This window comes from Luteococcus sp. H101 (assembly GCF_038433155.1).
Taxonomy (GTDB): Bacteria; Actinomycetota; Actinomycetes; order Propionibacteriales; family Propionibacteriaceae; genus Luteococcus.
Genome location: NZ_JBCDMW010000019.1, coordinates 128,011 through 154,579, shown reverse-complemented (window position 1 = coordinate 154,579; position 26,569 = coordinate 128,011). Strand labels below are relative to the sequence as shown.

Sequence of the window (26,569 nt, the reverse complement as noted above, 5' to 3'; positions counted from 1 at the left end):
TGAAGACGTGTACCCCGTCGCGCGGATCACTCCGCCAGCCCACCGTCACTGGTGGCAGGGGCCTGTGGGTGTCAGGTTACCGTGACAAGGCGGCTTGGTGGGAGCCTTCGGGTGCGCTTCCCATCCAGCGGCCTGATCAGGCCAGCAGCCGGATGCGGTTCCAGTTGCGGCCGATCTGCACTCCCGTCGCCCAGCTGCCACCGCGGTTCAGGTACTGGTACAGGTTTCCGTCGCTGCGCCGGGCCACCAGGTCCGAGAGCTGGTCGCCATTCAACGAACCCGGGGAGGTGACCAGCTGCATCGCTTGCCAGCCGTGCCCCAACTGCCGCAACGTGGACTTCTGGCCGGGCGGGAGGAGCTTCTCCGCCCACAGGGTGCCGTCGGCCTTGATGGCCAGCAGGTCGGCGTAGGCATCCCCGTCGAGGTTGTCGACGCTGACCGGCTTGGCGCTGGCCGGGACCGACGTGTTCCAGCTGCCGGCCCGCGCGGGGGCTGCGTCCACCGCCACCCCCTCCGACCGCCAGGTCTCCCAGCGCCAGGCCGTCCCATTGCTGGTGAGCAGGACTGGGCCGCCCAGCCCGTGCGCGGAGAAGGGGCCCAGCGCGGTCACGCTCCGGGGGAGCTGCTGGCGCGCGGGCGAGACCTGGCGGGCCGAGCCCAGCCGCCCGTCGCGCTGCACGGAGTACTCCCACAGGCTGGCGTCATCCCGCATTGCCAACAGCCGGTTGCCGGCGCCATTGCTGGTCTGCTCCAGCGTGAGCATCCGCTGCCAGCCGGTGCCCACCCGGACACCCCGCGCCAGGCCCGACGCGGTGCTGCGGTAGAAGTACAGGTCCCCGGTGCCCGCCTGGATTCCGAAGACATCTGCCCGGCCGTCGCCGGTGTGATCACCGGGGGCCGACGGGCGGGGGGCTCCGGGGCAGCCGCGGACGGCGGTGACCCCGGACCCGACCTCTCCCAGGTCCTGGTTGACCACCCGCCAGACGTGGTTCCCGGCGGTCAGCCCGGCGAAGGTCTGGTTGGTCCGGGTGGACGACGTGGGCGTGCGGGGCACCCCGTCGATCACGATGTCCACATCCCCCGGCGTGGTGGAGTTGACCACCAGGGTGCCGCAGGCTGGCGAGCTGGCCGAGTACCCGGCATTGGCCGGCAGCGGCGCCGCCAGCGCCACACCGGAGATGGCGGCCGTGGTCACGGCCACACTCACATATCGTCGCATGTCAGTCGTCCTCTCTGATGTGGCCGGGCTCGGGCTCAGGCCAGCAGCCGGATCCGGTTCCAGTTCTGGCCGATCTGGATGGCGAGGCCGAACTTGCTGCCCTGGTTGAGGTACTTGTACAGGTTGCCGTCGCTGCGACGCGAGATCAGGTCGGACAGCTTGTCTGCGTCGACGGCGCCGGGGGAGGTCACGGTCTGCATCCGGCCCCAGCCGGAGCCCACCTGCTTGGGCGCGGCGAAGACGCTGGGACCGTACTTCATCACCTTGTGGAACCACATGGTGCCGTCGGAGCGGATCGAGATCAGGTCGCCCTCGTTGTTCCCGTCGAAGTCCCGCATGGCGATCAGCTTGACGGTGCTCTGCCAGCCGGTGGTGATCTCCGCAGGCTGCGCCATGGCGCCGGCCCCCAGATCAATGCCGTAGAGGGTGTCGCCCTTGGTGGCCAGCAGCACGTGCCCACCGAAGGCGAGCATGTTGTTGGTCTGGGTGATGGTGAAGTTGGTGTAGCCCTTGAGGCCGGAGCCGATCTGGGTGCCGTTGGAGAACTTTCCGTAGCCGAGGTTGTTGTAGCGCCACACGGTGCCGTCGTCGCGCACGGCGATCAGGTAGTTGGGGGTTCCGGCGCCCTCGATCTCGTTGACCTGCTGCATGAAGACCATGCGGTTCCAGCCGTTGCCGGCCTTGATGCCGCCGGCCAGGCCGCCGGTGGTCATCCGGTAGTAGTAGAGGTCTCCGGTGCTGGCCTGGATGCCGAGGACATCCGCCTTGCGGTCCTTGTTCTGGTCGCCGTCCAAGGGGCGGGCCGGGGTCCCGGTGCACGCGGCGACGCTCACCCGGTAGGTGGCGGTGAAGGCGTCCGACTGGTCCGGGGCGGCGTCCCAGATGTAGTCGCCACCGGCGTCCACCCGGACGTCCAGCGTGGCCTTGGCGGGCACCCGGATCTCGTCACCGCTGTCCAGGCTGACCACCCAGGTGCTGGCCTGGGAGTTGGCCACGCGGATGGTGTTGCACGACGGGGAGCTCACGGTGACGGGCGTGGCCGCCTGGGCCGGGAGTGCCGAGCAGAAGGTGGCGGACAGGGCGACGGCGCCCAGGGTGGCGGCAAACTTACGGATCACGACGACCTCACTGGCTGGAGCTTCGCACGGAAGCATGCTGATGGCTACAGAGTAGGCCAGTCGACATGATTTGGACCACGGGGTCCGCAAGTGTTCAGGCGAGCAACCGGATCTTGTTCCAGTTCTGGCCGCTCTGGAAGGTGCAGCACAGGCTCAGGGCAGTGAAAGGAAGGCGCGCACCGCGTCCAGCCGGGGGAAGCTGATGGTGGCATCGCCCTGGGTGGCGGCCACCGGCTTGGCGCAGAAGGCGACGCCCAGGCCGGCCTCGGCCAGCATGTCCAGGTCATTGGCCCCATCGCCGATGGCGACCACCTCGTCGGCCTGACAGTCGGCCAGTTCGGCACAGCGCAGCAGGTGACGACGCTTCGCGGCCCGGTCCACCACCTCGCCGCGGGTCAGGCCGGTCAGCTGGCCGTCGCGCACCTCGAACCGGTTGGCGCTGACGTGGTTGATCCCCAGGTGGGCCACCAGCGGCTCCACCACCTCGGTGAAGCCGCCCGAGACCAGCCCCACCTGTCCGCCCGCGGCCTGCACCGCGGCAATCAGCTCCAGGGCCCCCGGGGTGAAGGAGATGGACTCGCGCACCTCGTCCAGCACCGTGACCGGCAGCCCGGCCAGGGTCGCCACCCGGGCCCGCAGGGACTCCGCAAAATCCAGTTCCCCCTGCATCGCGCGCTCCGTGATGGCGGCCACCTGCTCCCCGGTGCCGGCCCGGGCGGCCACCTCGTCGATCACCTCGGCGGTGATCAGGGTGGAGTCGACGTCCATCATCAACAGCTTCGGGGCCCGGGTGGCCAGCGGGCCATGCACGACGGCGGAGTCCACGCCCTGCCGGGTGGCGGCCCCCCGGACCAGGGAGCGGGTGCGGAGCAGGTCATTCACCTCACCCAGGGCGCTGACCACATGACCCCACTCGGCCCGTTCGTCGCGCTGCTCGCGCAGGTCATGCAACTGCTCCAGGGCGAGCGCGGTCAGGGCCTCGGGAATGGGCTCGGCGGCGGTCAGGACGATGCGTGCGGTCTTTGACACGGCACCAGACTAGGCGGGCCAGGCCCCGATCCGGCGCACGGTTCCATCCATGGCCATCAGACGGGCTGCGACGTTCTGGGATTCCAGCCACCGCAGCGCGTGATGACCGCGCACGATGCTGGCGGTGGCCAGCACATTGGCCAGGGTGGCGCTGGGCGCCACGACGGTGACGTTGCGCCAGACCAGGGGCGCCGGGGTCAGGGTGCGCGGTGTGGAAAGGTGCGCAGTGTGGAAAGCCGACTGCGCAACCGGTAATTGTCGGGGCAGCAGCTCCAGCAACTGCACCGACAATCAACCGCTGCGCAGTGGGGGTGAGGGCGGCTTTGGGCGGGAGGGGGCACGATCTCCCAGCCGGGAGAGGTCACGGGCGGCGCGATCTCGGCGTCGGAGACCCAGCAGTCTCAGGCGGTCAGGCAGAGAGCCAGGACGGCCAGGCTGAGCAGTACCTCCAGCATGCCCACCTGCCCCGGCCGGATGTTGCGTCCCCGGCGCGGGCCGAACCACGGCAGCGCCCACGCCCGCACCGTCCCGACGGCGAAGAATGCGGCCCACCACGGGCTGGCCGCCCCCAGCCGCCAGACCAGGGCGGACAACGCCACCCAGGCCAGGTGCCAACCGATCGAGGCCCGCACCCAGCCCGGCTTGTTGCGCTCCCGGATCAGGGTCTTCACCACGAAGACGGTGCCGAAGAAGTAGCCGAACAGCCCGATGGCCAGCCATGACGTCGACGTGAGGCCGGCCCGCCAGACGGCCTGCGGGGTGGTGAAGGGCAGGATCCACGCCAACAGGCAGGCGGCCGACACCGTGCACAGGCCGGACAGCAGCGCCCGGTCATGGCGACGGCTGGTCAGCCACAGCGCGGTGCCCAGCAGCGGTAGGTAGACCGGGAACCACCACAGCAATGGGAGCCCGCCCAGCGCCAGGGTGGCCAGACCGGCGACGGCGGACACCCCGCCATAGGTCAGCACCGCGGGCAGGAAGTTGTGTCGCCGCCGCGTCGCCGCCTTGAGCCACAGGCCGCAGGCGTTGAAGCAGAAGTAGCCCACCAGCCAGGTGGCGGCCAGCGGCAGGGCCCAGCCGGGCAGGCCGTCGCGGGCACGCACCACCAGCCCCACCACCAGCGGGACCACGAGCATGGCCCACGCCCCGTGCTGCTGCGGGATCCATCCTGCCTTGCTCGCCATGGGTCAGAGTTTAGCCCGGCATGAACCGTGGATATCCAAGCTGGGTCAGCGGGCGATGGTGCGGGTCAGGGTGTACTTGGGATTCTGCTCGATCACCCGGGTCTGGCCCACCAGTTCGTTCAGCCGTGCCCGCCAGGGCAGGTGGGAGTTGTAGACGCACCACAGCTCGCCACCGGGGCGCAGCACCCGGGCTGCGTCAGCGAACATCTCCAGCGCCGGGCCGGACTCCTTGGCATTGCCGATGTGGAAGGGCGGGTTGGTGACGATCAGGTCCAGCGAGTCGTCGTCGAACTCGGTCAGGCCGTCACGCCACAGCACCTGCACCCGCGCGCGGTTGGTCTCGGCGGTCAGCCGGGTGGCCTCGACGGCGGCCTGGGAGACGTCCGAGGCCAGCACCGTGGCCTCCGGGAACCGACGGGCCAGCAGCGTGGCCAGCACGCCGTTGCCGCAACCCAGGTCCAGCACGTCGCGCACCTGGCCGCCGGAGGCGGTGCGCTCCTTGCCCAGCTGCTTGAGGTGGTCGGTCAGCAGCTTGCTGCCCGGGTCCAGTTTGGCGCCGGCGAAGGTGGCGCCGTGGGCCCACAGCTCCACCCCCAGGTCGGCGTGCTTCTTGCTGCGCGGCCAGGTGTCGTCGGCCGGGTAGGGCAGCCGCGCGTGCAGCACCCGGGACTTCTGCCGTCCCAGCGACGCGTTGACGCTGCCGAAGTGCGCCAGCAGCACCTCGTTCATGCTCAGGGTCATGTGCTTGACCCGGCCACCGGCAACGACCCGCACCTCGGGCAGGGCCAGGTTGGCCACCAGCTCCGCGTACTCGTCCAGCGCGCCCAACCCCTTGGGCAGCCGCAGCCAGACCAGGTCACAGCCGGTCAGTGCCTCCGCCAGGTCGTCGGCCACCACGTCGGCCGGCAGCTCCCGGTGCTCCCGCAGGTCGTCGCACCACGCCACCACCTCCTCGGCCGCCTCCCGGGCCCGCTCCACCAGCGCGGGGGCGTTCAGCAGCAGCACCTTGGCGGCGCGGGCCCCCTCCAGCACGGTCTGCGACTCGTCGGCAATCAGGTCATCCACGGGATCGGTCTCAAGCACGTCGCCCATCCTTCCAGTCCGACGGCAGTTTGGCCGCATCGCCACCCGACCCCCGGCTGGGGGAAGCACGCGGGGCTTGGTAGGTTCAGGGGCATGGCAATGGAGCCGCTGCAGATCCACGTGATCGCCGACTCGACGGGAGAGACGGCGGCCAGGCTCGCGCGCGCCGCCCAGGCGCAGTTCACCGAGACCTCGTTCACGATTGTCCGCCACCCGCGGATCAGTACCCCCGAGGCGCTGATTGCCGTCTTCGACCAGCTGCGGGCCGCCGTGGCCGACGAGCCAGCGCTGCGCCGGGTGGTGCTGTTCACCCTGGTCAACGAGCACATGCGGGAGCTGGTCACCACCGCCTGCGAGGAGCTGCAGATCCCGTCGGCGGACCTGTTGAGCGGCACGCTGGAGGCCTTCGAGCAGGCGACGGGTGCGGAAGCGGAGGAGGTGGTCCGCCGGCCCGTGGGGGTGGAGGCCGACTACTTCGAGCGGATCAGCGCCATGGAATTCGCGGTGCGCAATGACGACGGTGCCATGCCGGAGGCGCTGCGGGACTGCGACATCTGCCTGGTGGGGGCATCCCGCTCCGGCAAGACCCCGCTGAGCATCTACCTGGGCTATCTGGGCTACAAGACCGTCAACGTCCCCTTGGTGCCGGGGATCGCACCGCCCACCGAATTGCTGGGGCTGGACCGCTGGCGGATTGTCGGGCTGACCATCGACGCCGAACGGCTGCTGCAGATCCGCAACCGCCGGGTGCGCGGGTTGGGTGGTTTCGGCACCAAGGACGGCTATGCCGACCTGGTGAAGATCTACGACGAGCTGGACGAGATCGGCAAGGTGCAGCGCCGCCTGGGCTGCCCGGTGATCGACACCACGGGGCTGGCCCTGGAGGAGGCCGCCGCCCGGGTGATCGACATCGTCGACGAGCGTGCCAAACGCGTCGGGGCGGCCTTGCGTCGCCCTGCCGGAAGCCTGAAGATCAGGCCCTGAGACCACCCCGCGGTGATGACGCCGTGGGGACAACTGAACAATCGGCTGGGAAGACACCCCGTCCGGGTCCACCGCCACGGCGGCACGTTGAAGGAACCAAAGGAGATTCCACACATGACTGAGAAGTACATCTACGACCTTTCCGAGGGCGATGCGACGATGCGCAATCTGCTCGGCGGCAAGGGCGCGGGCGTGGCCGAGATGAGCCGGGTTGGCGTTCCGGTGCCCGACGCGTTCACGGTGACCACCACCGCCAGCGTCGAGACCATGAAGCGCAATGGTGAATGGCCCGAGGGCCTGGCCGAGCAGGTGGCCGAGGGGCTCAAGCGGCTGGAGGAGCGTACCGGCCGCGTGCTGGGCGGCAAGGACAAGCCCCTGCTGCTGTCCGTGCGCTCCGGCGCAGTCGTCTCCATGCCCGGCATGATGGACACGATCCTGAACCTGGGCATCAGCGACGAGACCGTGCCCGCCATCGCCGCGGAGACAGGCAACGAGCGCTTCGCCTGGGACTGCTACCGCCGCTTCATCCAGATGTATGGCGAGGTGGTGGAGGGCGTCGACGCCCACGCCTACGAGGACGCGCTGACCGCCATGAAGGAGCGCAAGGGCGTCGATCAGGACACCGACCTGAGCGCCGAGGACCTGAAGGAACTCGTCGAGCAGTTCAAGCAGATCAGCAATGAGGCGCTGGGGGGCGAGTGGACCAGCGACCCGGTGGAGCAGCTCAACCGCGCCATCAACGCCGTCTTCAAGAGCTGGCTCAACCCGCGTGCCGACGTCTACCGCAAGGCCAATGGCATCTCCGCCGATTTCGGCACCGCCGTGAACGTGATGCAGATGGTCTTCGGCAACCGCGGCGAGACGTCGGCCACCGGCGTGTGCTTCACCCGCAACCCGTCGACCGGCGCCAACGAGCTCTACGGTGAATTCCTCACCAATGCCCAGGGTGAGGACGTGGTGGCGGGCATCCGCACCCCGCGCCCCCTGGCCGAGATGGAGGAGGTGCTGCCCGAGGCCTACGCCCAGCTCATCGACACGATGAAGAAGATGGAGGCGCACTACCAGGACATGCAGGACATGGAGTTCACCATCGAGAATGGCAAGCTCTACCTGCTGCAGACCCGTAACGGCAAGCGCACCGCCGCGGCCGCGCTGAAGGTGGCCTCCGACCTGGTGGCCGAGGGCATGATCGACAAGACCGAGGCGATCAAGCGGATCGAGCCCCAGCAGCTGGACCAGCTGCTGCACCCCGCCATTGACCCGAAGCACGGCAAGACCGCCATCGCCAAGGGCCTGCCGGCCTCGCCCGGCGCCGCCGTCGGTGAGCTGGTCTTCGACGCCGACACCGCCGCCGAGCGTGGTGGCAAGGGCGAGCCGGTGGTGCTGGTCCGCTTCGAGACCACCCCCGATGACATCCATGGCGTGCTGGTCTGCCAGGGCATCCTGACCGCCCATGGCGGCATGACCTCGCACGCGGCCGTGGTGGCCCGCGGCATGGGCAAGCCCTGCGTCGCCGGCGCCGCCGGGATCAAGATCGACCCCGTCGCCAAGACCCTGACCATCGGTGAGCAGGTGTTCAAGGAGGGCGACGTGCTCACCCTCAACGGCTCCACCGGTGAGGTCTTCGGGGAGGCGCTCGAGCTGATCCCGCCGCAGATCAACGAGGACTTCAAGAACGTCGTCTCCTGGGCCGACGAGGTGCGCACCATGGGTGTGCGGGCCAATGCGGAGAACTTCGAGGATGCCAGCAAGGCCCGCGAGCTGGGCGCCGAGGGCATCGGCCTGTGTCGCACCGAGCACATGTTCTTCGGCGCGGACCGGCTGCCGGCCGTGCGGGAGATGATCACCGCCGAGAACTCCGAGCAGCGAGCCGCGGCCCTGGAGAAGATCCTGCCGATGCAGCAGGCCGACTTCGAGCAGGTCTTCACCGCCATGAAGGGCCTGCCGGTGACCGTGCGGCTGCTGGACCCGCCGCTGCACGAGTTCCTGCCCAACCTGGTGGAGCAGAGCCTGCTGGTGCAGAAGCTGGAGCTGACCGATGCCCCGGCCGCCGAGCTGGAGGAGGCCCGCAAGGTGCTGGCCCAGGTCAAGAAGCTGCACGAGCAGAACCCCATGCTCGGCACCCGCGGCTGCCGGTTGGCCATGCTCTACCCGGAGATCCCGGACATGCAGGCCCGGGCCATCATCCGCGCGGCGCTGGCCGTGCTGGAACGCGAGGGCGAGACCATCGGGATCGAGATCATGATCCCGCTGGTGGCGCTCCCCACCGAGCTGAAGACCCAGCGGGCCATCGTCGAGGCGGCCGTCAAGGACGAGTTCGAGAAGGCCGGCAAGGAGCTGCCGTACACGATCGGCACCATGATCGAGCTGCCGCGCGCGGCCATGGTGGCCGACCAGATTGCCGAGCACGCCGACTTCTACTCCTTCGGCACCAATGACCTGACCCAGACCACCATCGGCATCAGCCGGGATGACGCGGAGAACGGCTTCCTCACCACCTACGTGATGGACGAGGTGCTGCCGAAGAATCCCTTCGAGTCGATCGACGTCGACGGTGTCGGCGAGGTGGTCCGGATCGGCGTCACCAAGGGCCGTTCCGCCAAGGCGGACCTGAAGTGCGGCGTCTGCGGTGAGCACGGCGGGGATCCGGATTCGATCCAGTTCTTCCAGGAGGTCGGGCTGAACTACGTGTCCTGCTCGCCCTTCCGGGTGCCGGTCGCCCGCTTCGCCGCGGCCAAGGCGGCCTTGGCGCAGCAGCAGTAGCATCCTGGTCCCCGAGCCTGTCGACGGGACCAGCCCGGCAGCCCCGCCTCCCACCCGGGAGGCGGGGCCGCCGTCGTCTCCGGGGCATTCGCACGTACGCGGCTGTGGCAGGGTGGAGGAAAGAACTCCCAGCCGGAAGGATCCCTGCCATGGACAGCGACGCGCGCGCCGTCGAGTTGGCCGACGAGCACGCCCTGCACGTGGTCCGGATCCGGGTTGAGGGGGAGTTGCCGGCCGAGCTTCGCACCCGGTTGGTGGCCGAGGGGCTGGCCGAGGTGCAAGCCTTGTTGGCGGCTGAGGGCCGTCCGGTCTGGTGGGTCGAGGTGGAGGCGGAAGTCGCCCACGTCGTTGCCGACGGCCTGGCGATGGACATGAAGGCCGAGCTGATCCGGTTGGAGGACGAGCACGTGCTGGGTCCGTGGTGGAACCTGGACCTGGTCACCGTGCTGGAGGACGGTTCGACGGGTGCCTGGCACCGCTCCCCGATGCGGCCCGAGCCCCGAACCGCCCCCAGCCGGGAGGTGCTGGAGCGGGCCCTCACGGGCTACGACTGGAGCGTGTGACGGGCCTCGACCAGCTCGGCCGTCGTGGTCGCGTCAGCGCCCAGCCCGAGCCGGTCGAGGGGTCAGACCTGGCTCCGGTGGAAGTTCACGTGGGAGCGCGACGGGGTGGGGCCCCGCTGGCCCTGGTAGTGCGAACCGGCCGCGTCGGACCCGTAGGGGTGCTCGGCGGGGGAGCTGAGCTGGAAGAAGCACAGCTGGCCGATCTTCATCCCTGGGTGGAGCATGATCGGCAGGGTGGCCATGTTGGACAGCTCCAGGGTGACGTGACCGTCGAAGCCGGGGTCGATGAAACCGGCCGTCGAGTGGGTCAACAGGCCCAAGCGTCCCAGCGAGCTCTTGCCCTCCAACCGGGCCGCCACGTCATCGCCCAGCGCGACGCGTTCCCACGTCGCCCCCAGCACGAACTCGCCCGGGTGCAGCACGAAGGGCTCGTCGCCGTCGCAGACCACCTCCCGGGTGAGCTCCGGCTGCTCGGCGGCCGGGTCGATCACGGGATAGCGGTGGTTCTCGAAGACCCGGAAGACCCGGTCCAGACGCACGTCGACGCTGGACGGCTGCACCATGTCCGGGTGCCAGGGGTCGAGCCGGATCCGGCCCCGCTCGACCCCCGCCCGGATGTCGCGATCACTCAGCAGCATGCGGTCACTCGGTGGGCAGCCACACGCGCATCGGGCTGGAGCCGCGGTTGGCCCAGCTCTGGTAGGGCACCAGGGTGGTCTGGCGCACCTCGGGATCGACGGCCACCATGGTGCGCGAGTACAGCGCCTGCGGCTTGCGACGGAAGTTGGCCGGCACCGTGATCCGGGGCAGTTCCCCGTTCTCCGGCTTCTCCACCGTGGCGGTGGTGTGGAAGACCAGGTTCTCCAGCTGCGGGTTGTCCACACCCTCGGCGCAGTAGACCACTGGGCCGCGCAGCAGCGCACGGCAGCCGCGCACCGCATCCACCCGCGGGTGGGCATAGACGAAGCGCGGGTCCATCTGGAAGTCCAGCACGGCCTCGAAGCCCTCGGTCAGCTTCTGGTCGAAGTAGCCGTCCACCACCAGCGCATTGCGGCCGTTGTAGAGGTGCTTCTCACACCAGCCCGGCACCCGCATCCGCAGCCGGGCGCCCGGGGCGGGGGTGCCCTCCAGCCGGATGGTGATGTGGCCGCTGTTGGGGTAGTCGGTCTCGATCACCAGCTGGCCCTCACCGATCTGGGAGGGCAGCTCGATGGTGCCGGACATCCACTGCTGGATGCTCAACGTCTTGTCCGCGACGGTGGCCACGAAGGCCCCCATGCTGGCGGCCAGCCGAACGATGCTGGTGGGGCCGGTGGCGTGGTTCAGCCACGGCGCCCGCTCGATCCGGTTGTTGTCCTCGTCGCGCTGACGGGAACGCACCTGCAGCGGGTTGGAGCTGAAGAAGGTGGTGCCGTCGGTTCCCACCGCGGCCGGCAGGGCGTTGTGGAAGATCTTCTCGATCGCGTCGGCGTAGCGGGCGTGGCCGGTCAGCAGCAGCAGCCGGTGGTTCACCTGCACGTCGGCGATGCTGGCGGTGGTCTCCGCGTAGGCACGGGAGGCCGGCAGCTCGTAGGGGGCGCCGAAACTCTCGTCGAAGTGCCGCGAGCCCAGGCCGCCGGTGATGTAGAGCTTGGTCAGGTGGGCCGACTCCCAGCGGGCGATCAGCGCCTTCTTCAGCTCCGGGTCACCGGTGGCGGACAGCACGTCGGCCACCGAGGAGTCCAGGTACTGCTGCCGGGCGGCATGGCCCAGGGACTCGACGGCCTCCCGCACCGGCTCGTGGTCCTGGAAGAAGATCGGCCCCAGTACGCCGCTGCGCAGCAGGCCCTGGCCGCGCCGGTCCAGGATCGCCTTGGCGGTCTCCAGGTAGGGGTCGTGCTCCGTCTCGTGCCACAACTCCACCAGTGCACCCTCGATGCCGGCGTGGCCGTCGTAGCCCTGCTGGTCCGGGCCGAAGTTCTTGACCACCAGATCGGCCCACTTGCGCGCGATCCGCATGATCTTCTCGCCCCGGCCTGTCCGGTTCAGGGCAATGGCGGCCTTCACCAGGTGGGAGCCGGTGAACAGCTCCATCCCCATCGCGGCGTCGCTGAAGTGCTCGTAGCCGGCCATCGACTGGCCCCACGAGTTCAGGTAGCCGTCGTCGGCCTGGACGTCGGCCAGCAGCTGGATGGTCTCTTCCAGGAAGCCGTCGAACTCGGTGGTGCCGGTGCGGGCGATTTCCCAGGCGATCGCCTCCAGCACCATGTGCACCTCGGCGTCGGAATTGGTGTTTCCGATGTGCTGGTGCTCCACGCCGTCGCGGACATTGCGCAGGTTGGCCCACGAACGCTCCTGCAGCTGTGCAATCACGTGCGGCAGGGTGGCGGCGGCATTGCGCGCCTGGAATCGACCCATCCAGCCCTCGTCGCTGGGGTGCACGCTGGTGAGTGCGACGGGCGCCTGGGCGGCGCTGAACAGGGCCGGGGTGGCTTGGTGCGGCATGGGTGCTTCCTCCATGGCGTCAGCGACGCCGGTTCGCAGAGTGGAAACTTCTACCCCCACCCTATGAGAACTGCGGCGCCGATGGTGCCCCAAGGCCGGGTCTTTCCGTCCGGCGGTACCCTCAGGCCGGGGCGCCGGCCAGGATCTGCTCGGTGGCCGAGACCCCCAGCCGGGTGGCGCCGGCCTGGATCATCTCCACGGCGCTGTCCCAGTCCCGGATCCCGCCCGACGCCTTGACCCCCAGCCGGCCGCCCACGGTCCGGGCCATCAGCTCGACGGCATGCACCGTGGCGCCACCCGATGGGTGGAAGCCGGTGGAGGTCTTCACGAAGTCCGCGCCCGCGGCCTCGGCCGCCTGACAGGCGGCGATGACCTGGTCATCGGTCAGCGCACCGGACTCGATGATCACCTTCAGCACCTTGGGGCTGGGCACCTCGGCCTTGACCGCGGCGATCTCGGCCTGCACCGCCTCGGAATTGCCCGCCTTGAGCAGGCCGATGTCGATCACCATGTCCACCTCGTCGGCGCCATTGGCCACCGCCTCCCTGGCCTCGGCGGCCTTCAGCTGGGCGGTGTGCTTGCCCGACGGGAAGCCGCACACGGTGGCCAGCTTCACTCCACCAAGCTCCGGCAGCCCGGGGAGCATGTTGGGCGAGATGCAGATGGAGTAGGTGCCCAACTCCTGGGCCTGGGCCAGCAGGGCGGCCACGTCGGCGGGGGTGGCGTCGGTCTTGAGCAGGGTGTGGTCGATCATCTGGGCGACGGCGCCCGCGGTGAGGTCAGTCATGGTCCCCAGCCTAGGCGGTCTTGCCGGAGACGTCGTGGTGCATCAGGCGGCGCAGCACCACGAAGCGGAAGGCCGTCGCCACCGCGCTGGCCAGGGCCAGCACCAGCACCTCCATCGCCTTGCCGCCGGGGCGGCCGGCGGCGTGCAGCAGCCACAGCGAGCCGGAGGTCAGGCCGGTGGCCACCCCGAAGGCCAGCAGGCCGCCGATGTGGTCCCGCAGCATCCCCTTGCGGCTGGTGACCCCGAAGGTCAGGCGTCGGTTCACCGCGGTGTTGGCGACGGCGGTGACCAGGTTGGCCACCAGATTGGCGGCCTGCGGACCCATCCCCAGCCGGAGCAGCAGGTACAGGCCGAAGTAGGCACCCGTCGAGGCGGCCCCGACGGCGGCGAAGCGCACCATGTGCCCGAACAGGGCATTGGTGCCCGGGGCTGCGGGGGCGCGGTGAAGCGCCTCGCGGACCTGGCCCAGCGGGATGGCGCCGGTGGCCAGCCCGCGCATCAGCCGCGCCACCCCCTTCAGGTCCTCGGTGGCGGTGCTGACGATGTGCACCGTGGTGCCCGGGTCGTCGACCCAGTCCACCGGCACCTCGTGGGTGCGCAGGCCCGCGCGCTGGGCCAGTACCAGCATCTCGGTGTCGAAGAACCAGGCATTGTCCTCCACCAGCGGCAGCAGTTCCTGGGCCACGTCGCGGCGGATGGCCTTGAAGCCGCACTGGGCGTCGGAGAAGTTGGCCCGCAGGCTGGTGCGCAGGATCAGATTGTAGGAGCGGCTGATGAACTCCCGCTTGGGGCCGCGCACCACCCGGGCGCCGGGCGCCAGCCGGGAGCCGATCGCCAGGTCCGAATGCCCGCTGACCAGCGGGGAGACCAGCGGCAGCAGGGCCCGCAGGTCCGTGGAGAGGTCCACGTCCATGTACACCTGGATGTCGGCGGTGCTGGCCAGCCAGACCTGGCGCAGGGCCCGGCCCCGGCCCTTCTGGTCCAGGTGGACGGCGTGCACGTGCGGCAGCTGGCGGGTCAGCCGGGCGGCGATGGCCCAGGTGTCGTCGGTCGACGCGTTGTCCGCGATGGTGATCTGCCAAGCGTGCGGGAAGTCGCTGGTCAGGTAGTGGTGCAGCCGGCGGATGGAGCGCTCCAGGTCCTCGGCCTCGTTGTAGACCGGGATCACGACGTCCACGCTGGCGGTGCGGGGCAGCCTGCCGGTGCCCGGCGTCGGGGTGGTGTCCAGGATCTTGCCGGGGTTGTCGTCGGCGGTGGTCTTCTCGGGTGCGATGGTCATGGTCTTCGCCTTCATGTGGTGGGTCCTGCCGCCCCTGGCTCGGGGGCGGCTTGGTGGGCTGCTGCCCGGATGTCTCAACACTCCTGTTTGGCCTTGTGGCGGCCCTGTTCCATGCCTGTGGTGAGGCTGTGGGAAGTTGGCGCGGGGACGGGCTCGCGGGGGCGAACACAACAAATGCGGCAGGTCAGTTGTCCAAGTGCCCCAGAAGGGGTCTGGTCAACTGACCTGCCGCATTTGTTGTGGTGGCCCGGGGGAGCCCCGCCGGGAGGAGGGCTCAGCCGGCCGTCAGGTCATAGACGGTGGTGCCGTCGATGCTCTGGGCGGTGAAGTTCTGGGCCACCCAGGCCGCGATCTCGCTGGCATCCGAGGCGCCACTGGAGGCACTGCCGGGCATCCCGGTGGAGCCGGAGCCGATGAACCAGTGCACCTGACCAGCGGCAACCATCGCCTTGAACTGCGCCAGCGTGGGCGCCGGATCCGTGCCGTTGAAACCGCCCAGGGCGATCACCGGGGATCCGGTGGCCAGCTGGTAGCTGGCGGCGTTCTGGGCGCCGACGGTGGCCGCCACCCAGGTGTAGCTGCCGGAGCCCTGGGTGAGCAGGGTCTTGAGTTCGTCGCTGACGGTGGCGCCGCCGAGCATGCCGCCCATGCCTCCGCCGCCACCCGGGCCGCCGCCACCGGGGCCGCCGGTCTGGGCCGTCTGGGTGGAGCCGGTCTGGATGGAGCCGGTCTGGGTGTTACCAGCGGGGGCAGTTCCTGTGGGTGCCTGCCCGGTGGCGCCGCCGGGCGGGGTGCCACCGCCCATTCGGCCACCCCCGCCGCCACCCATGCCGCCGCTGACCGGGCCGGCGGTGACGATGGAGCCGGTGTGCGCGGTCTGCGCGGTGTTGACCGAGTAGGACGCCGGTCCGGCCAGGGCCGCGACGACGGCCAGCACCAGGCTGGTCTTCGTGACGGCCTCGGGCAGCTTGTCGACGAACAGCAGGCCCAGGGCCGCCAGCGTCGCGGCGACGGCGATGAAGCCGCCCAGGGTGGTCCAGGAACCACCGGCGCGCATCATTAGCCGGACCGCCCAGACACCCGTCGCACAGCTGGCCAGGGCCAGGCCGACGCGGGCCAGCAGCAGGTCCCGTCGCTGCCACAGGATGGCGGTGCCCAGTGCCACCGCACCGGCGATGCCGGGGGCCAGTGCCACCACGTAGTAGTCGTGGTAGATGCCGGACATGGCGCTGAAGACCGCGGCGGTGACCAGCAGCCAGCCCAGCCAGACCACCAGTCCGGCCGAGGCCTGGGTGGCGGGGGTGGTGTTGAACCCGTCGGGGGAGCGACGCGGGTTGAGGTTGGCCCAGGCCGTGCGGCCCAGCACCGCCCAGGCAAACACGCCCAGCAGGAGGGCGGCCGGAACCAGCCAGCTGATCATCCCGCCGGAAATCGACTGGAAGATCCGGAGGACGCCCACGCCGGAGCTGGAGCCACCGTTGCCCAGGCCGCCGGTCTCCTCGCCGGTGATCCGGCCCAGGCCGTTGTAGCCGAAGGCCAGCTCCAGCAGCGAGTTGTTCTGCGAGCCGCCCATGTAGGGCCGCCAGGAACTTGGCACCAGCTCGAACAGGGCGACATACCAGCCGAAGCTCGCGATCATCGCGCCCAGGGCCAGGAAGAGGTCGGTGATCTTGCGCTTCCACGTGGTGGGCGCGGCCACCGCGTAGGCGACGACGAAGGCCGGCAGCACCAGGAAGGCCTGCAGCATCTTGGTGAGGAAGCCCAGCCCGATCATCGCCCCGGCCAGGGCCAGGTGCTTGCGGGAGGCGGTCTGGCTGGCGCGAACCACGAACCAGGCGGCGGCCACCTCCAGGAAGACCAGCAGCGCATCGGGATTGTTGAACCGAAACATCAGGGTGGCGGCCGGGGTGAGCGCCAGGGTGGCGGCGCCGCCCAGCGCGGCCCAGTGGGCCAGGGTGCTGTGGGTCAACGACCCGTCGGCGCGCCCGGCCAGGCTGCGTCGCACGGTGGCATACAGCACCGCGACCGACGCGACGCCCAGCAGCGCCTCCGGCAGCAGGATGCTCCAGGAGCTCAGCCCGAAGAGCCGTACCGAGAGCCCCATCAGCCACAGCGCCGCCGGCGGCTTGTCCACCGTGATGGCATTTCCGGCGTCCAGGGAGCCGAAGAACCAGGCCTTCCAGGACTCGCCCCCGGCCTGGGCCGCGGCGGAGTAGAAGGAGTTGGCATAGCCGGATTCGGACAGGCCAATCAGGTAGAGCGCCGCGGTGGCCAACAGCAGCACGGCCAGGCTGGCGCGATGCAACACCGACGGCCGCTCGCTCCTAGCGGCGCCCCCGGCACGGGACAGCCGGGCGGTGGCGCCGGGGCGGGGTGGGGATTCCTCGGCGCGGGTGCGCCGCAGGACGTTCTGGGCAAGGGTGGTGGAAGTCATGGCGCCAGTCAACGGCGCGGCACTGTGCCGGCTGTGTGCCCAGTCTGTGGGGCGGCTGTGCGGCTGGCTTTCCGGGAAACCACCTTTCCGGAGTTGATCTTGGTCGTCGACCCCGGGCAGCGCATAGTCTGTCCTGCGTGACTGATCCGGAATCCGAGCTCGAGCAACCCCTGGCGCGTCCCCGACGCGGGATGATCGAGCCGGACGATCCGGGCGTCGAGGACCATGCGGGCGGCCAATCGGACCCGGACCACGCCTTCCGTCGCCCCGGCAGCCCCGCGAGCCCCACCAGCCCGGCGCGTCCCGCCACGTCCTCGTCGGCCAGTCGGTTGCGGTCGCCCGCCTCGGGCGGAGCCACGGCCGCGCCGGTGACCGAGGAGATCGACGACGGCCCGCGCCGTCCGCCGTGGGTGTGGCTGGCGGCGCCGGTGGTGCTGGCCCTGGGCCTGGGTGGCTGGTGGCTGGCTGGCCGCTCCGACGAGGAACCCGTCGCGCAGCCCACACCGACGCCCAGCCAGAGCATCGAGCCGCTGCAGCCCAAGGCCCCGGAGCAGCCGTCGGTGATCGAGGCGCCGGGCAAGGGCACCGTCGATTCCGTCAAGAAGCAGCTGATCGCCGACGGGTTCACCTGTGAGTCCGAGGCCAAGAAGCGGATGGACTCCTGGGTGTGTACGCACTACACCAGCAACCCGGCGATGACCGCCTACCTGGGCGGGGCCAGCGGCCACCGGCTGGGCCGGGTCTCGTTGAATGTGCAGGACGGCAAGGGTGGCAAGAATCCGACGGCGCTGGCGATCCAGGGCTGGCTGGCCGAGCAGTTCATCGGGGACAAGGCCCGTACCCAGACCGTGCTGAAGGCGGTCCGGGCGGGCAATGAGGACTCCTACGCGACGGCCACTAACGAAGAGGTCAACGCGCGGGGCAGCGCGGACGGCTCCATCGTGCTCTTCGTCGACGGGTGGGTGCCGGACCAGGTGCAGCCAGAGAAGCTGCTCCAGGCCAAGCCACTGGGCCAGGCGCTGACCCAGCGCGGCTATTCCTGCACCGGGGAGGCGGAGGTGAAGTGCACCCGCACCGCCGACGGCTACCGGTACAGCCTGGACTACCGGCCGGAGGGCATGGAGGTGAGCTACCTGAAGCTCCGGACCGAGGCCACCGCCAAGCAGCCCGTGCTCAAGGCCGCGGCCGACGAAGTGCAGGCCGTCACGTCGCTCTTCCAGCAGGGCCGGCAGATCCAGACCTGGTTGGCGGCCCACCAGCGCAGCGCCGCCGGTGCGACCGGCTATCAGGATGGGCTGGCGCTGGACTGGTATCCCGGCTCCTCCCAGCCCGGGGGAGCGGCGGCGGTCTTCTACCTGCGCCAGGCCTGCTGGACCGATACCGTGGAGACCTGCTGAGGTTCAGGGGCCAGGGCTCAACGGCTCGGCCAATGCGGGATCCTGCTGTACAACCAGCACGATTTCTCCTGTACAAGTAGCAGCAATCCTGCTGTGCAATCAGCAGGGGCTCACGCCAGCGGGACCATCAGGCCAGCAACGACGCTGGACCACCGACCAGGCACAGCTCATGGAAAATCGAGGCCCGCAGCAATTCTTGTATTGTGAAGAGTTAATCCCATCGCCTCGGGGATTCGCATCAAATCGTGTCTTGATATCTGGATGTGACGGTGTATTCGATGAGTTCATCGAATAAACGCCTGATTGGGGACCGCCGGATAGATGCAGGAGACATTCATCGAGATGCGTTTCAGCCGCAACTCGGTGCTGTGTGGAAACGGGGCTGGTCCGTTGTTCATCGATCACTTCTGGGATTTCTGCGACCGGAAGTACACCACCGGTTGCCCCGACGGCTTCCGTGCCAAGCCACAGTGACAGCTGACGCACGGCATACTGGCTGATCCAGTCAAACAAGCGGGATGGTCAGGGTGAAGCAGGTGTGGCCGGGCTGGGAGTCCAGCCGGGCGGAGCCGCCGTGGGCCTCCATCACCGCCGCGACGATGGCCAGGCCCAGGCCCGTCGAGCCCTCCTGGTTGTGGGCGCGGGCAGTGTCGGCGCGGGCGAAACGCTCGAAGGCGGTGTCCTTGATGGACTCGTCGACGCCGGGGCCGTCGTCGATCACCATGATCACGGCATTGCCGGAGTCGGTGCTGACCCGGGTCTCGACGTGCGTGCCGGCGGGGGTGTGCTTGCGGGCATTGGCCAGCAGGTTGGCCACCACCTGGTGCAGCTTCAGGGCATCCGCCCGGGCCACGACGGGCTGCTCCGGCAGGTCGACGCTCCACTCGTGGGTGGGGCCGGCCACCTGCGCGTCGCTGACGGCATTGAGCACCACCTCCACGACGTCGGTCTCCGTCAGGTCCAGCGACGGATCATTGTCAAGCCGCGCCAGCAACAGCATGTCCTCCACCAGCCGACTCATCCGGGTGCTCTCCGCCTCGATCCGGCCCATCGCGAAGGCGGTGTCCTGCGGCATCTCGTCGCGGGACCGACGGGTCAGCTCCGAATAGCCACGGATGGCGGCCAACGGATTGCGCAGCTCGTGGGAGGCGTCGGCGACGAACTGGCGCACCTTGGTCTCCGACTCCTGCCGGGTGGCCAGCGCGCCCTCGACATTCTCCAGCATGTGGTTGAAGGCATAGCCCACCCGGCCCACCTCATTGGCGGGGTCGGCGTCGGCGTCGGCAACCCGCTGGGGGAGCGCCACCTCGCCCCGGTCCAGGGCCAGGTTGGAGACCTCGGTGGCGGTGGCGGCCAGCCGGTTGAGCGGCTTGAGGGCGCTGCTGACCAGGGCGCGCGCCAGCAGGATGGCGCCCACCAGGGCCGCGGCGGTCAGCGCCAGCTCGGTGATCACCAGCTGCTTCAGGGAATGGTTCACCACGTCCAGCGGCAGGGCGATGATCTGGGTGCCGTAGGGGGTGGGCCGGCTGGCCGCACGGTAGTCCTTGTCCAACCCGTCAAGGTGGATGGTCTTCGGCTCCGTGGAGGAGAAGGAGCTGAGTTGCTGGGCGACGGTGGTGGCGAGTTGTTCCGAGTCGTCGATGAGGATGCGACCCTGGTCACCCGAGGGGGAGACCATCATGATGATCTGGCCCACCTCGGTGCCCGGCGGCATCCGGTCACCGAAGTTCTTGCGATCGGTGTCGTAGTAGCGGTCCGGGCTCTGCATCGCGGTCGCCAACTTGGCGTCCACATTGGCGATCAACTGGTGCCGCACCGCGACGGTGGAGGCCGTGCCCAGCAGCAGCGCCAGCAGCATCACCAGCCCGGCGACCCGCAGCACCAGCTTGCGGGACAGGGTGCCCTTGCCCATCGGGTTCAGATCCATCGGCGCCAGCGCCTCGGACCGGGACGCGGGCACCGCCAGCTCGCTCATTCGGCGGCGGGGCGCAGCACGTAGCCCGCGCCGCGCATGGTGTGGATCATCGGCGCACGGTCGTGGTCGATCTTCTTGCGCAGGTAGCTGATGTACAGCTCGACGACATTGGCCTGGCCACCGAAGTCGTAGTTCCACACCCGGTCCAGGATCTGCGCCTTGGAGAGCACCCGCTTGGGATTGCGCATCAGGTAGCGCAGCAGCTCGAACTCGGTGGCGGTCAGGTTGATCTCGTCGCCACCGCGCCTCACCTCGTGCGAGTCCTCGTCCAGCGTCAGGTCACCAACCACCAGCAGCGAGTCGTTCTGCGGGGCGGTGGCACCACTGCGGCGCAGCAGGGCGCGCAGCCGGGCAATCACCTCCTCCAGGCTGAAGGGCTTGGTGACGTAGTCATCGCCACCGGCGGTCAGGCCACCGATCCGGTCCGCGACGGCATCCTTCGCCGTCAGGAAGATCACGGGCACGTCGGGCTGGTCGGTGCGGATCCGGCGCATCACCTCCAGCCCGTCGAAGTCCGGCAGCATCATGTCCAGCACGATCGCGTCCGGGCGCACCTCGCGGGCGGTCTTCACGGCGGCGGTGCCGCTGGCGGCCGTCGAGACCTCCCAGCCCTCGTAGCGCATCGCCATGCTGAGCAGCTCGGTGAGGCTCGGCTCGTCGTCGACGGTGAGCACCCGGATGGGGGAGCCGTCGGGGCGGGTGAGCTGTTCGGAGTTCGGATCGAATCGTGCCATGTGCCCTACCTTCCCCCATGAAAACCGTGGCTGGCTGTGACAACCCTGTGTGGACTCTGTGAGCGGATCACGATGGTCAGGGAACCTCGCGCACCACTCGTCGTTCCGGATCCTCCCGGTGGCGACGGAAGATGAAGGAGTCCAGCCCGGCCCGGCCGGAACCGTAGGTGAACAGCAGCAGTGCCAGCAGGGCCAGCAGAAGATTGTTCTCGAAGCCATCGGCGTGCGGCAACAGCCCATTGCGCCACTTGATCCACACGATCACCAACAGCTGCTGCACCATCAGCGCCAGCGCCACCAGCGGCACCAGCACCCCGAAGAAGAGCATCACCCCGCCCAGCAGCTCCAGCACCACGCTGCCCCAGGCCATCAGGTAGGGCTGCGGCACGTGGTGCGCCTGCAGGTGCTGGATCTCGGCCGGCATCCCCACCACGCTCCACCGGTGCCAGGCATGGGTCAGCAGCAGGAAGCCCAGCACCAGCCGAACCACCAGCAGGCTGGTGTGCTGCCAGAAACTGACAAAGGATTTCATGGCTGGTCCTCTCCGCGACGCCGGGGCCGGTCTGCCCCCCACCCTATGGGGGCCCGACGGTTGTGCAGTGGCGCCGCGGCGGCTTGGATGGATTCATGAGCACCGCCTTCACCTTTGCCACCGCCGGCTCCCTCCGCTTCGGGGTCGGTGTCGCCGGCCAGCTGGGCGAGGTGGTGGAATCCCTCGGCAGCCGGGTGCTGTTGGTCACCGGCAACAGCCCCGAGCGCTACCAGCACCTGCACGGGGATCTCGGTGTGGTGGCCGGCTACCGGGTGGGCCACGAGCCCACCATGGTCGACGCGCGCCAGGCCACCCAGCTGGCTCGTGAGGCCAGCGCCGACGTGGTGGTGGCGATCGGCGGCGGTTCCGCGATTGACCTGGCCAAGGCCGTCGGCATCCTGCTGGTCAGCGGCGGTGACCCGCTGGACCACGCGGAGGTGATCGGCAAGGGACAGCCGCTGCCCAACCACAGCGTGCCGGTGGTGGCGCTGCCCACCACGGCCGGGACGGGTTCCGAGGTCACCGCCAATGCCGTGCTGGCCTCGCCCGATGACCAGGTGAAGGTGAGCCTACGCAGCCCGGCGATGCTGCCCCGGGCTGCCCTGGTGGATCCCGAACTCACCCTGGCCTGCCCGGCGCAGGTGACCGCCGCGTCGGGGATGGATGCCCTGACCCAGTGCCTGGAGCCGTTCACCTCACCGTTCGCGACGCCACTGACCGACGGCTTCTGCCGTACCGGCGTCGAGGCCGCCGCCCGCAGCCTGCGGGACGCCTACCGGGAGCCGAAGAACATCGCGGCCCGCACCGACATGGCGTTGTGCTCACTGATGGGCGGGCTGGCGTTGGCCAATGCCAAGCTGGGCGCGGTGCACGGCCTGGCCGGGCCGCTGGGCGGGATGATCGGCGCCCCGCATGGTGCGATCTGCGCCGCGCTGCTGCCCGGGATCACCGCCGCCAATGTGGCCGCCATCTCCGAGCGGGACCCTCAGAACCCCGCCCTGGGACGTTACCGGGAGATGGCCCGGCTGGTCACGGGGGTCGACGAGGTGGAGGCCCTGGTGGGCTGGCTGTCCGAGACCGTCCGGGTGCTGGAGATCGGTGGCCTGGCCGAGCTCGGCCTGACGGAGGACCGGATCGATGAGGCCTGTGACAAGGCCTTCCGTAGCTCCTCCATGAAAGGCAACCCGATTGCGCTGACCCGCGAGGAACTGGCCTTCGTGGTCCGCGGGTCCCTGTGATGCTGGTCCTGCTGCCACCCAGCGAGGGCAAGGCCACCACCCGTCGCGGCCGCCCGATGGACCTGGCAGCCCTCAGCCTGCCCGAGCTCACCGGGGCCCGACGCCAGGTGTTGGACGCCCTGGCGACGGTCAGCGCCCAGCCGGACGCGCTGACGGTGTTGAAGGTGGGCGCCAGCCTGGCCGACGACGTCGAGGCCAACACCCGGCTGCTGACCGCGCCCGCGCTGCGCGCCCGGGAGCTGTACACCGGGGTGCTCTACGACGCGCTGGACCTGAAGTCCTTGCCCGCCGCGGATTCCCGACGCGCCACCGGCCGGCTGCTGGTGATGAGCGCCGCCCACGGGGCGGTGCGGCTGAATGACCGGGTGAGCCCCTACCGGCTGGCGATGGACGTGGACCTGCCCGGTGTGGGCCCGCTGACCCGGTTCTGGGCGCCCCGGCTGGCGGAGGTGCTGCCCGCCCAGGTGGGCTCCGGGATTGTGGTGGACTGCCGCTCCACCAGCTACCGCGCCGCCTGGAAGCCGACCCCCGAGCTGGCCGAACGCTGGGTGGTGGTGGACGTCCCCGGCGCCTCGCACTGGGCCAAGCACACCCGCGGGCTGGTGGCCCGTCGGCTCTGCCAGACCGACGTGGTGAAGCGGGTCACAGACCTGCCGGCGGCGCTGGGGGAGGGCTTCGACGTGGAACTGGTGCTGCCGAAGCGCCCCGGCAAGCCTTGGGCAGCGCTGGTCACCGCCCGCTGATCAGGTCAGGGGTGATGGTCCATTGGCTTGTCGAGGTAGGCGATGAGCTGGGACCGCTTGTGGATGCCAAGCTTGGCGTAGATGTGCTGGATGTGAGTGTTTACCGTGTGCGGCGACAGCACGAGCTTCTCCGCCGCGGCAGACGCCGTGTAACCGTGCCCCAGAAGCATCATGACTTCCCGTTCGCGCGTCGAAAGCTTGAACTCCTCGGCGATCTGCATCACCAGGACATCGCGCTCCGACAGGGTCTGGGGCTTGCGCGTCAGTTCCTCGATCACATACTCCTGCCGCACCAACGTCATCAGGGCCCCCACGAGCCCCGCCACCATCACCGCAAAGGTGGGTGCGACGAGCACATCGTGCCAACGGGGCAGGTGCTCATACGCGATGGCCGTGGCGTCTCCCCCGGCGATTCCCAGACGGATGGCAGCACCGGAAAGCCCGAAGGCCGATGCCCCGGTTGTGTAGCCGCGCCAGGCCAGCACCCCGGTGTACATGGTGAGGAAGATCTCGAACAGTGAGGTGACCGCCACCGCCACCAGGAAGGCCGGTGCCTGCCCTCGCTGATCGGCCAGACAGAGTAGGCACGCGACGATCACAAACCACAGGAGCCATGGATAGATGCGAAATTCTGAGTTCGCCGGCCATACGTACTGCTGCAGCAGGGCCAGTACAAGCAGCAGGGTCGCCCCCAGTAGTACTCCCTGTTCATAGGCAGGCGATATGTCGTCGAAAGCACTCCACGGGACGATCGCCACTGTGTAGTAGCACACGAATGAACCCAGGAACGAGATGGCGAGCACCGTCAATCGAGCCCGATTTCCTTGCGAGGCGGTCTCCGACGGGAGCTTTCTGGGGGGTGGGGCGGCGGGTAGTCGGTGTGCCCAGCCATTCAGGAGCAGCGAACAAATCAACGGAATGAGTGCGGTCACGCTGGCTGCCGCCCAAGGATTCAGCAGGCTGACGGTGCCAACACCTCCCAGCATGACCAGACCGTGGACGACACCCACATGCCGTAGCGAGAAGTGCGCATTCTGTTGATAGAGGCACTCGCCCCACCAGACCCACAGCATCGCTCCCGATACCCCGACAACCAGCGCGCTGGCCAACGTGGCCCAGAAGGGGATCCACGAAATACCTGCACACTCGACAAGGATGGTGGCAGCACTTGAGACCACTCCGGTGGTCACAATGTTTCCGGGAGTCAATTGAAGATGACCGCTGGAGGCGGAGCGGAAGACCTGAACGGCACAGGTCACGCCGAAGGAGAAGAGCGCAAGCAGCCAGGAATAGGTGACCCGCGTATCCAACAGTCGGGCCCATGGGAAGGCGCTGGGTACGAACCACAGACAGTAGTGCCAGGTGAGCACCAGTGAAAGGCCCACATACTTCAGGCGCGGGTCGTACAACGAAGTCGTCCCGACGCGCAACGGCCCCATCGCCATCATTGCCTTGCCCTCCATGTGATCTCGTGCGGGAGTCTAGGGCCGCTTGGCTCACCACCCCCATCACGATCCTCACACATGCCCATGACCAGCCCTCTCACTAGTTCCTGGGGATGTCATCGGATGAACTTCATCAATGACTTCATCATGACCATCAGGGGATGCCAGATGTCGGCCTGGCCCGTCAGGGTGGAGTCAAGGCGGGCCTCACGAGGTCTGCCGTCATCACTGCTCAAGGAGTGTTCAATGGCGAACCCGCAAGGCGAGAAGACACTCGCCGATCTCAGCTCAGCCCGACGGTGGACGATCCTGATTCTGGCCAGCATCGGAAGTTCAATCATCTACGCGCCGGCCTACCTGAAGGCCGTCTTCTATGATCCGCTGCTGAAGGCTCTCAACGTCTCCAACACCGAGCTGGGCGCAGTCTTTGGCGCTTACGCGATGACGGCCCTCATTTGCTATCTGCCGTCCGGGATCGTGGCAGACAAGGTGAGGATGCGTACCCTCTCGACGGTTGGATTCGTCTCCACCGCCATCCTCACGGCCATCTACGCCACCCTTCCCAGCCTCAAGGTTCTCTACGTCGTCTTCATCCTGATGGGCGTCACGACGATTCTGATCTGGTGGGGTGTGCGCTACAAGTTGGTGCGGCTGGTTTCCAGCGAAGAAGAATATCCGAAGTGGATTGGCCTCTCCTATGGTTTCTATGGGGTGGCTGGCCTGCTGATCGGCCTGATCTCAACTGCCATTGTTGCCGCGGTCGGAAGCAATCTTCGCCTCGGGGTCTCTGTCTACCTCTACTTCCTCGCCGGCTTGATCTTCCTGCTTGGTGTCGCGTCGTGGCTGTGCATTCCCAAATTCGCTGGTGAGATGAGCGATTCCGGCAGCTTCAGCCTCAAGGAATTCGGGCTCGCTCTGCGCGATCCGGTGGTCTGGATGGCCGCCATCACGCTGTTCTTCGTCTACTTCTTCTACACCGGCGTCACCTACACCACTCCGTACATGACCGGCGTGCTGGGCGTCTCGTTGGCGGCCGCCACGGTCGTGGCCAACGTGCGCAACTATGGCATCACGCTGCTCTCCGGCCCCATCTTTGGCCAGATCGCCGCCCGCTTCCGCCCGTCAGTGACGATCGCCGCCGGGTCTCTGGTCTTCGTCGGAGCCCTTCTGGCCCTCATGTTCCTCCCGGCTGGTGGCAGTGTGATGGTGATCGCCTGCATCCTGGTGGTGCTGCTCGGCTTCATCGCCAATGGTGCTTTCGGTGTCGTCTCCGCCCAGCTGACCGAGGGCAAGGTGCCCCTGACCTACTTCGGTGCCGCCACGGGCATGCTGTCGATCATTGGCTTCCTGCCAGACACCTTCTCCAGCACCTGGTTCGGTGCCATCATGGACGCCCACACCAACTCGGCGGGAACCGTCACCCGAGCGGCCTACCAGCAGATCTTCTGGATCCTGATCGTCACCGCCGTGCTCGCGGTGATCTCATCGCTGGTGCTCTACTGGTACATCCGACGCACCTCCCGGCAGCAGGCTGCTGGCGTGTTGGGTGAGTGAGTTTCGCGTCATGCAGAGTCAGGG

At 68.8% G+C, this 26,569-nt stretch carries 23 protein-coding genes; 8 read left to right on the top strand and 15 right to left on the bottom strand.

All coding sequences use genetic code 11. The features are described from left to right. Positions 1-136: 136 nt before the first annotated feature. The 6 genes from AAEX60_RS07485 to AAEX60_RS07460 all read right to left on the bottom strand — a co-directional run bounded on the left by AAEX60_RS07485 (position 137) and on the right by AAEX60_RS07460 (position 5,633). Entirely contained in the window at positions 137-1,219 is a 1,083-nt protein-coding gene (locus tag AAEX60_RS07485; protein WP_342102343.1) for a hypothetical protein, read from the bottom strand. A gap of 35 nt (positions 1,220-1,254) precedes the next feature. Next, the gene (locus AAEX60_RS07480) at positions 1,255-2,337 is read right to left on the bottom strand and encodes a hypothetical protein (protein WP_342102341.1); all 1,083 of its coding nucleotides are present in this window, start codon (positions 2,335-2,337) and stop codon (positions 1,255-1,257) included. Positions 2,338-2,490: 153 nt separating this feature from the next. Beyond that, entirely contained in the window at positions 2,491-3,366 is an 876-nt protein-coding gene (serB, locus tag AAEX60_RS07475) for a phosphoserine phosphatase SerB (RefSeq protein ID WP_342102340.1), read from the bottom strand. Positions 3,367-3,375: 9 nt separating this feature from the next. Continuing rightward, the gene (locus AAEX60_RS07470) at positions 3,376-3,651 is read right to left on the bottom strand and encodes an FAD:protein FMN transferase (RefSeq protein WP_342102339.1); all 276 of its coding nucleotides are present in this window, start codon (positions 3,649-3,651) and stop codon (positions 3,376-3,378) included. A gap of 116 nt (positions 3,652-3,767) precedes the next feature. Beyond that, positions 3,768-4,550, bottom strand: a complete 783-nt coding sequence (locus AAEX60_RS07465; RefSeq protein WP_342102337.1) for a YwiC-like family protein — start codon at positions 4,548-4,550, stop codon at positions 3,768-3,770. Between the two features lie 45 nt (positions 4,551-4,595). Continuing rightward, positions 4,596-5,633, bottom strand: coding sequence for a class I SAM-dependent methyltransferase (locus AAEX60_RS07460; protein WP_342102335.1), 1,038 nt, complete (start codon positions 5,631-5,633; stop codon positions 4,596-4,598). Between the two features lie 93 nt (positions 5,634-5,726). Between AAEX60_RS07460 and AAEX60_RS07455 the strand changes: the two genes are divergently transcribed. The 3 genes from AAEX60_RS07455 to AAEX60_RS07445 all read left to right on the top strand — a co-directional run bounded on the left by AAEX60_RS07455 (position 5,727) and on the right by AAEX60_RS07445 (position 9,943). Beyond that, entirely contained in the window at positions 5,727-6,617 is an 891-nt protein-coding gene (locus AAEX60_RS07455; protein WP_342102333.1) for a pyruvate, water dikinase regulatory protein, read from the top strand. Between the two features lie 114 nt (positions 6,618-6,731). Further along, positions 6,732-9,380, top strand: coding sequence for a pyruvate, phosphate dikinase (gene ppdK, locus AAEX60_RS07450; RefSeq protein ID WP_342102332.1), 2,649 nt, complete (start codon positions 6,732-6,734; stop codon positions 9,378-9,380). A 149-nt stretch (positions 9,381-9,529) separates the two neighbouring features. After that, complete coding sequence (locus AAEX60_RS07445) at positions 9,530-9,943, top strand: hypothetical protein (RefSeq protein ID WP_342102331.1); 414 nt, start codon at positions 9,530-9,532, stop codon at positions 9,941-9,943. Between the two features lie 62 nt (positions 9,944-10,005). Here the strand turns inward: AAEX60_RS07445 and dcd are convergent, their stop codons facing one another. The 5 genes from dcd to AAEX60_RS07420 all read right to left on the bottom strand — a co-directional run bounded on the left by dcd (position 10,006) and on the right by AAEX60_RS07420 (position 16,927). After that, entirely contained in the window at positions 10,006-10,581 is a 576-nt protein-coding gene (gene dcd / locus AAEX60_RS07440; protein WP_342102329.1) for a dCTP deaminase, read from the bottom strand. A 4-nt stretch (positions 10,582-10,585) separates the two neighbouring features. Next, complete coding sequence (locus tag AAEX60_RS07435) at positions 10,586-12,427, bottom strand: glycoside hydrolase family 127 protein (protein WP_342102327.1); 1,842 nt, start codon at positions 12,425-12,427, stop codon at positions 10,586-10,588. A 121-nt stretch (positions 12,428-12,548) separates the two neighbouring features. Then, positions 12,549-13,214: a deoxyribose-phosphate aldolase gene (gene deoC, locus AAEX60_RS07430; protein ID WP_342102325.1), complete on the bottom strand. Its 666-nt coding sequence runs from the start codon at positions 13,212-13,214 to the stop codon at positions 12,549-12,551. Between the two features lie 10 nt (positions 13,215-13,224). Beyond that, positions 13,225-14,493 carry a bifunctional glycosyltransferase family 2/GtrA family protein gene (locus AAEX60_RS07425; RefSeq protein WP_342102321.1) on the bottom strand — a complete coding sequence of 423 codons (1,269 nt, stop codon included), beginning with the start codon at positions 14,491-14,493 and terminating at the stop codon, positions 13,225-13,227. Between the two features lie 274 nt (positions 14,494-14,767). Then, positions 14,768-16,927, bottom strand: a complete 2,160-nt coding sequence (locus AAEX60_RS07420; RefSeq protein WP_342102320.1) for a glycosyltransferase family 39 protein — start codon at positions 16,925-16,927, stop codon at positions 14,768-14,770. A gap of 137 nt (positions 16,928-17,064) precedes the next feature. On the opposite strand from AAEX60_RS07420, the gene AAEX60_RS07415 reads away from it, so the two are divergent. Next, positions 17,065-18,324: a hypothetical protein gene (locus tag AAEX60_RS07415; protein WP_342102318.1), complete on the top strand. Its 1,260-nt coding sequence runs from the start codon at positions 17,065-17,067 to the stop codon at positions 18,322-18,324. Positions 18,325-18,645: 321 nt separating this feature from the next. Next, positions 18,646-18,798, top strand: a complete 153-nt coding sequence (locus tag AAEX60_RS07410; protein ID WP_342102316.1) for a hypothetical protein — start codon at positions 18,646-18,648, stop codon at positions 18,796-18,798. Positions 18,799-18,829: 31 nt separating this feature from the next. On the opposite strand, the gene AAEX60_RS07405 is transcribed toward AAEX60_RS07410, so the two are convergent. The 3 genes from AAEX60_RS07405 to AAEX60_RS07395 all read right to left on the bottom strand — a co-directional run bounded on the left by AAEX60_RS07405 (position 18,830) and on the right by AAEX60_RS07395 (position 21,565). Next, positions 18,830-20,299 (bottom strand): sensor histidine kinase, encoded by a 1,470-nt coding sequence (locus AAEX60_RS07405; RefSeq protein ID WP_342102313.1) that lies wholly within the window; start codon positions 20,297-20,299, stop codon positions 18,830-18,832. Next, complete coding sequence (locus AAEX60_RS07400; protein ID WP_342102312.1) at positions 20,296-21,033, bottom strand: response regulator transcription factor; 738 nt, start codon at positions 21,031-21,033, stop codon at positions 20,296-20,298. Before AAEX60_RS07400 ends, AAEX60_RS07405 begins: the two co-directional genes overlap by 4 nt. Positions 21,034-21,109: 76 nt before the next feature. After that, positions 21,110-21,565 (bottom strand): DoxX family protein, encoded by a 456-nt coding sequence (locus tag AAEX60_RS07395; RefSeq protein WP_342102310.1) that lies wholly within the window; start codon positions 21,563-21,565, stop codon positions 21,110-21,112. Positions 21,566-21,660: 95 nt separating this feature from the next. Between AAEX60_RS07395 and AAEX60_RS07390 the strand changes: the two genes are divergently transcribed. Together AAEX60_RS07390 and AAEX60_RS07385 are read left to right on the top strand one after the other, a co-directional pair. Further along, positions 21,661-22,803: an iron-containing alcohol dehydrogenase gene (locus AAEX60_RS07390; protein WP_342102309.1), complete on the top strand. Its 1,143-nt coding sequence runs from the start codon at positions 21,661-21,663 to the stop codon at positions 22,801-22,803. Continuing rightward, positions 22,803-23,546: a YaaA family protein gene (locus tag AAEX60_RS07385; RefSeq protein ID WP_342102308.1), complete on the top strand. Its 744-nt coding sequence runs from the start codon at positions 22,803-22,805 to the stop codon at positions 23,544-23,546. The genes AAEX60_RS07390 and AAEX60_RS07385 overlap by 1 nt, the downstream gene beginning before the upstream one ends. Positions 23,547-23,551: 5 nt before the next feature. Here the strand turns inward: AAEX60_RS07385 and AAEX60_RS07380 are convergent, their stop codons facing one another. After that, a complete protein-coding gene (locus AAEX60_RS07380) occupies positions 23,552-25,009 on the bottom strand; it encodes a helix-turn-helix transcriptional regulator (protein WP_342102307.1) in 1,458 nt (485 codons plus the stop codon). A 105-nt stretch (positions 25,010-25,114) separates the two neighbouring features. Here AAEX60_RS07380 and AAEX60_RS07375 point away from each other — a divergent pair, with 105 nt between their 5' ends. Beyond that, complete coding sequence (locus AAEX60_RS07375; protein ID WP_342102304.1) at positions 25,115-26,545, top strand: MFS transporter; 1,431 nt, start codon at positions 25,115-25,117, stop codon at positions 26,543-26,545. Positions 26,546-26,569: the final 24 nt, after the last annotated feature.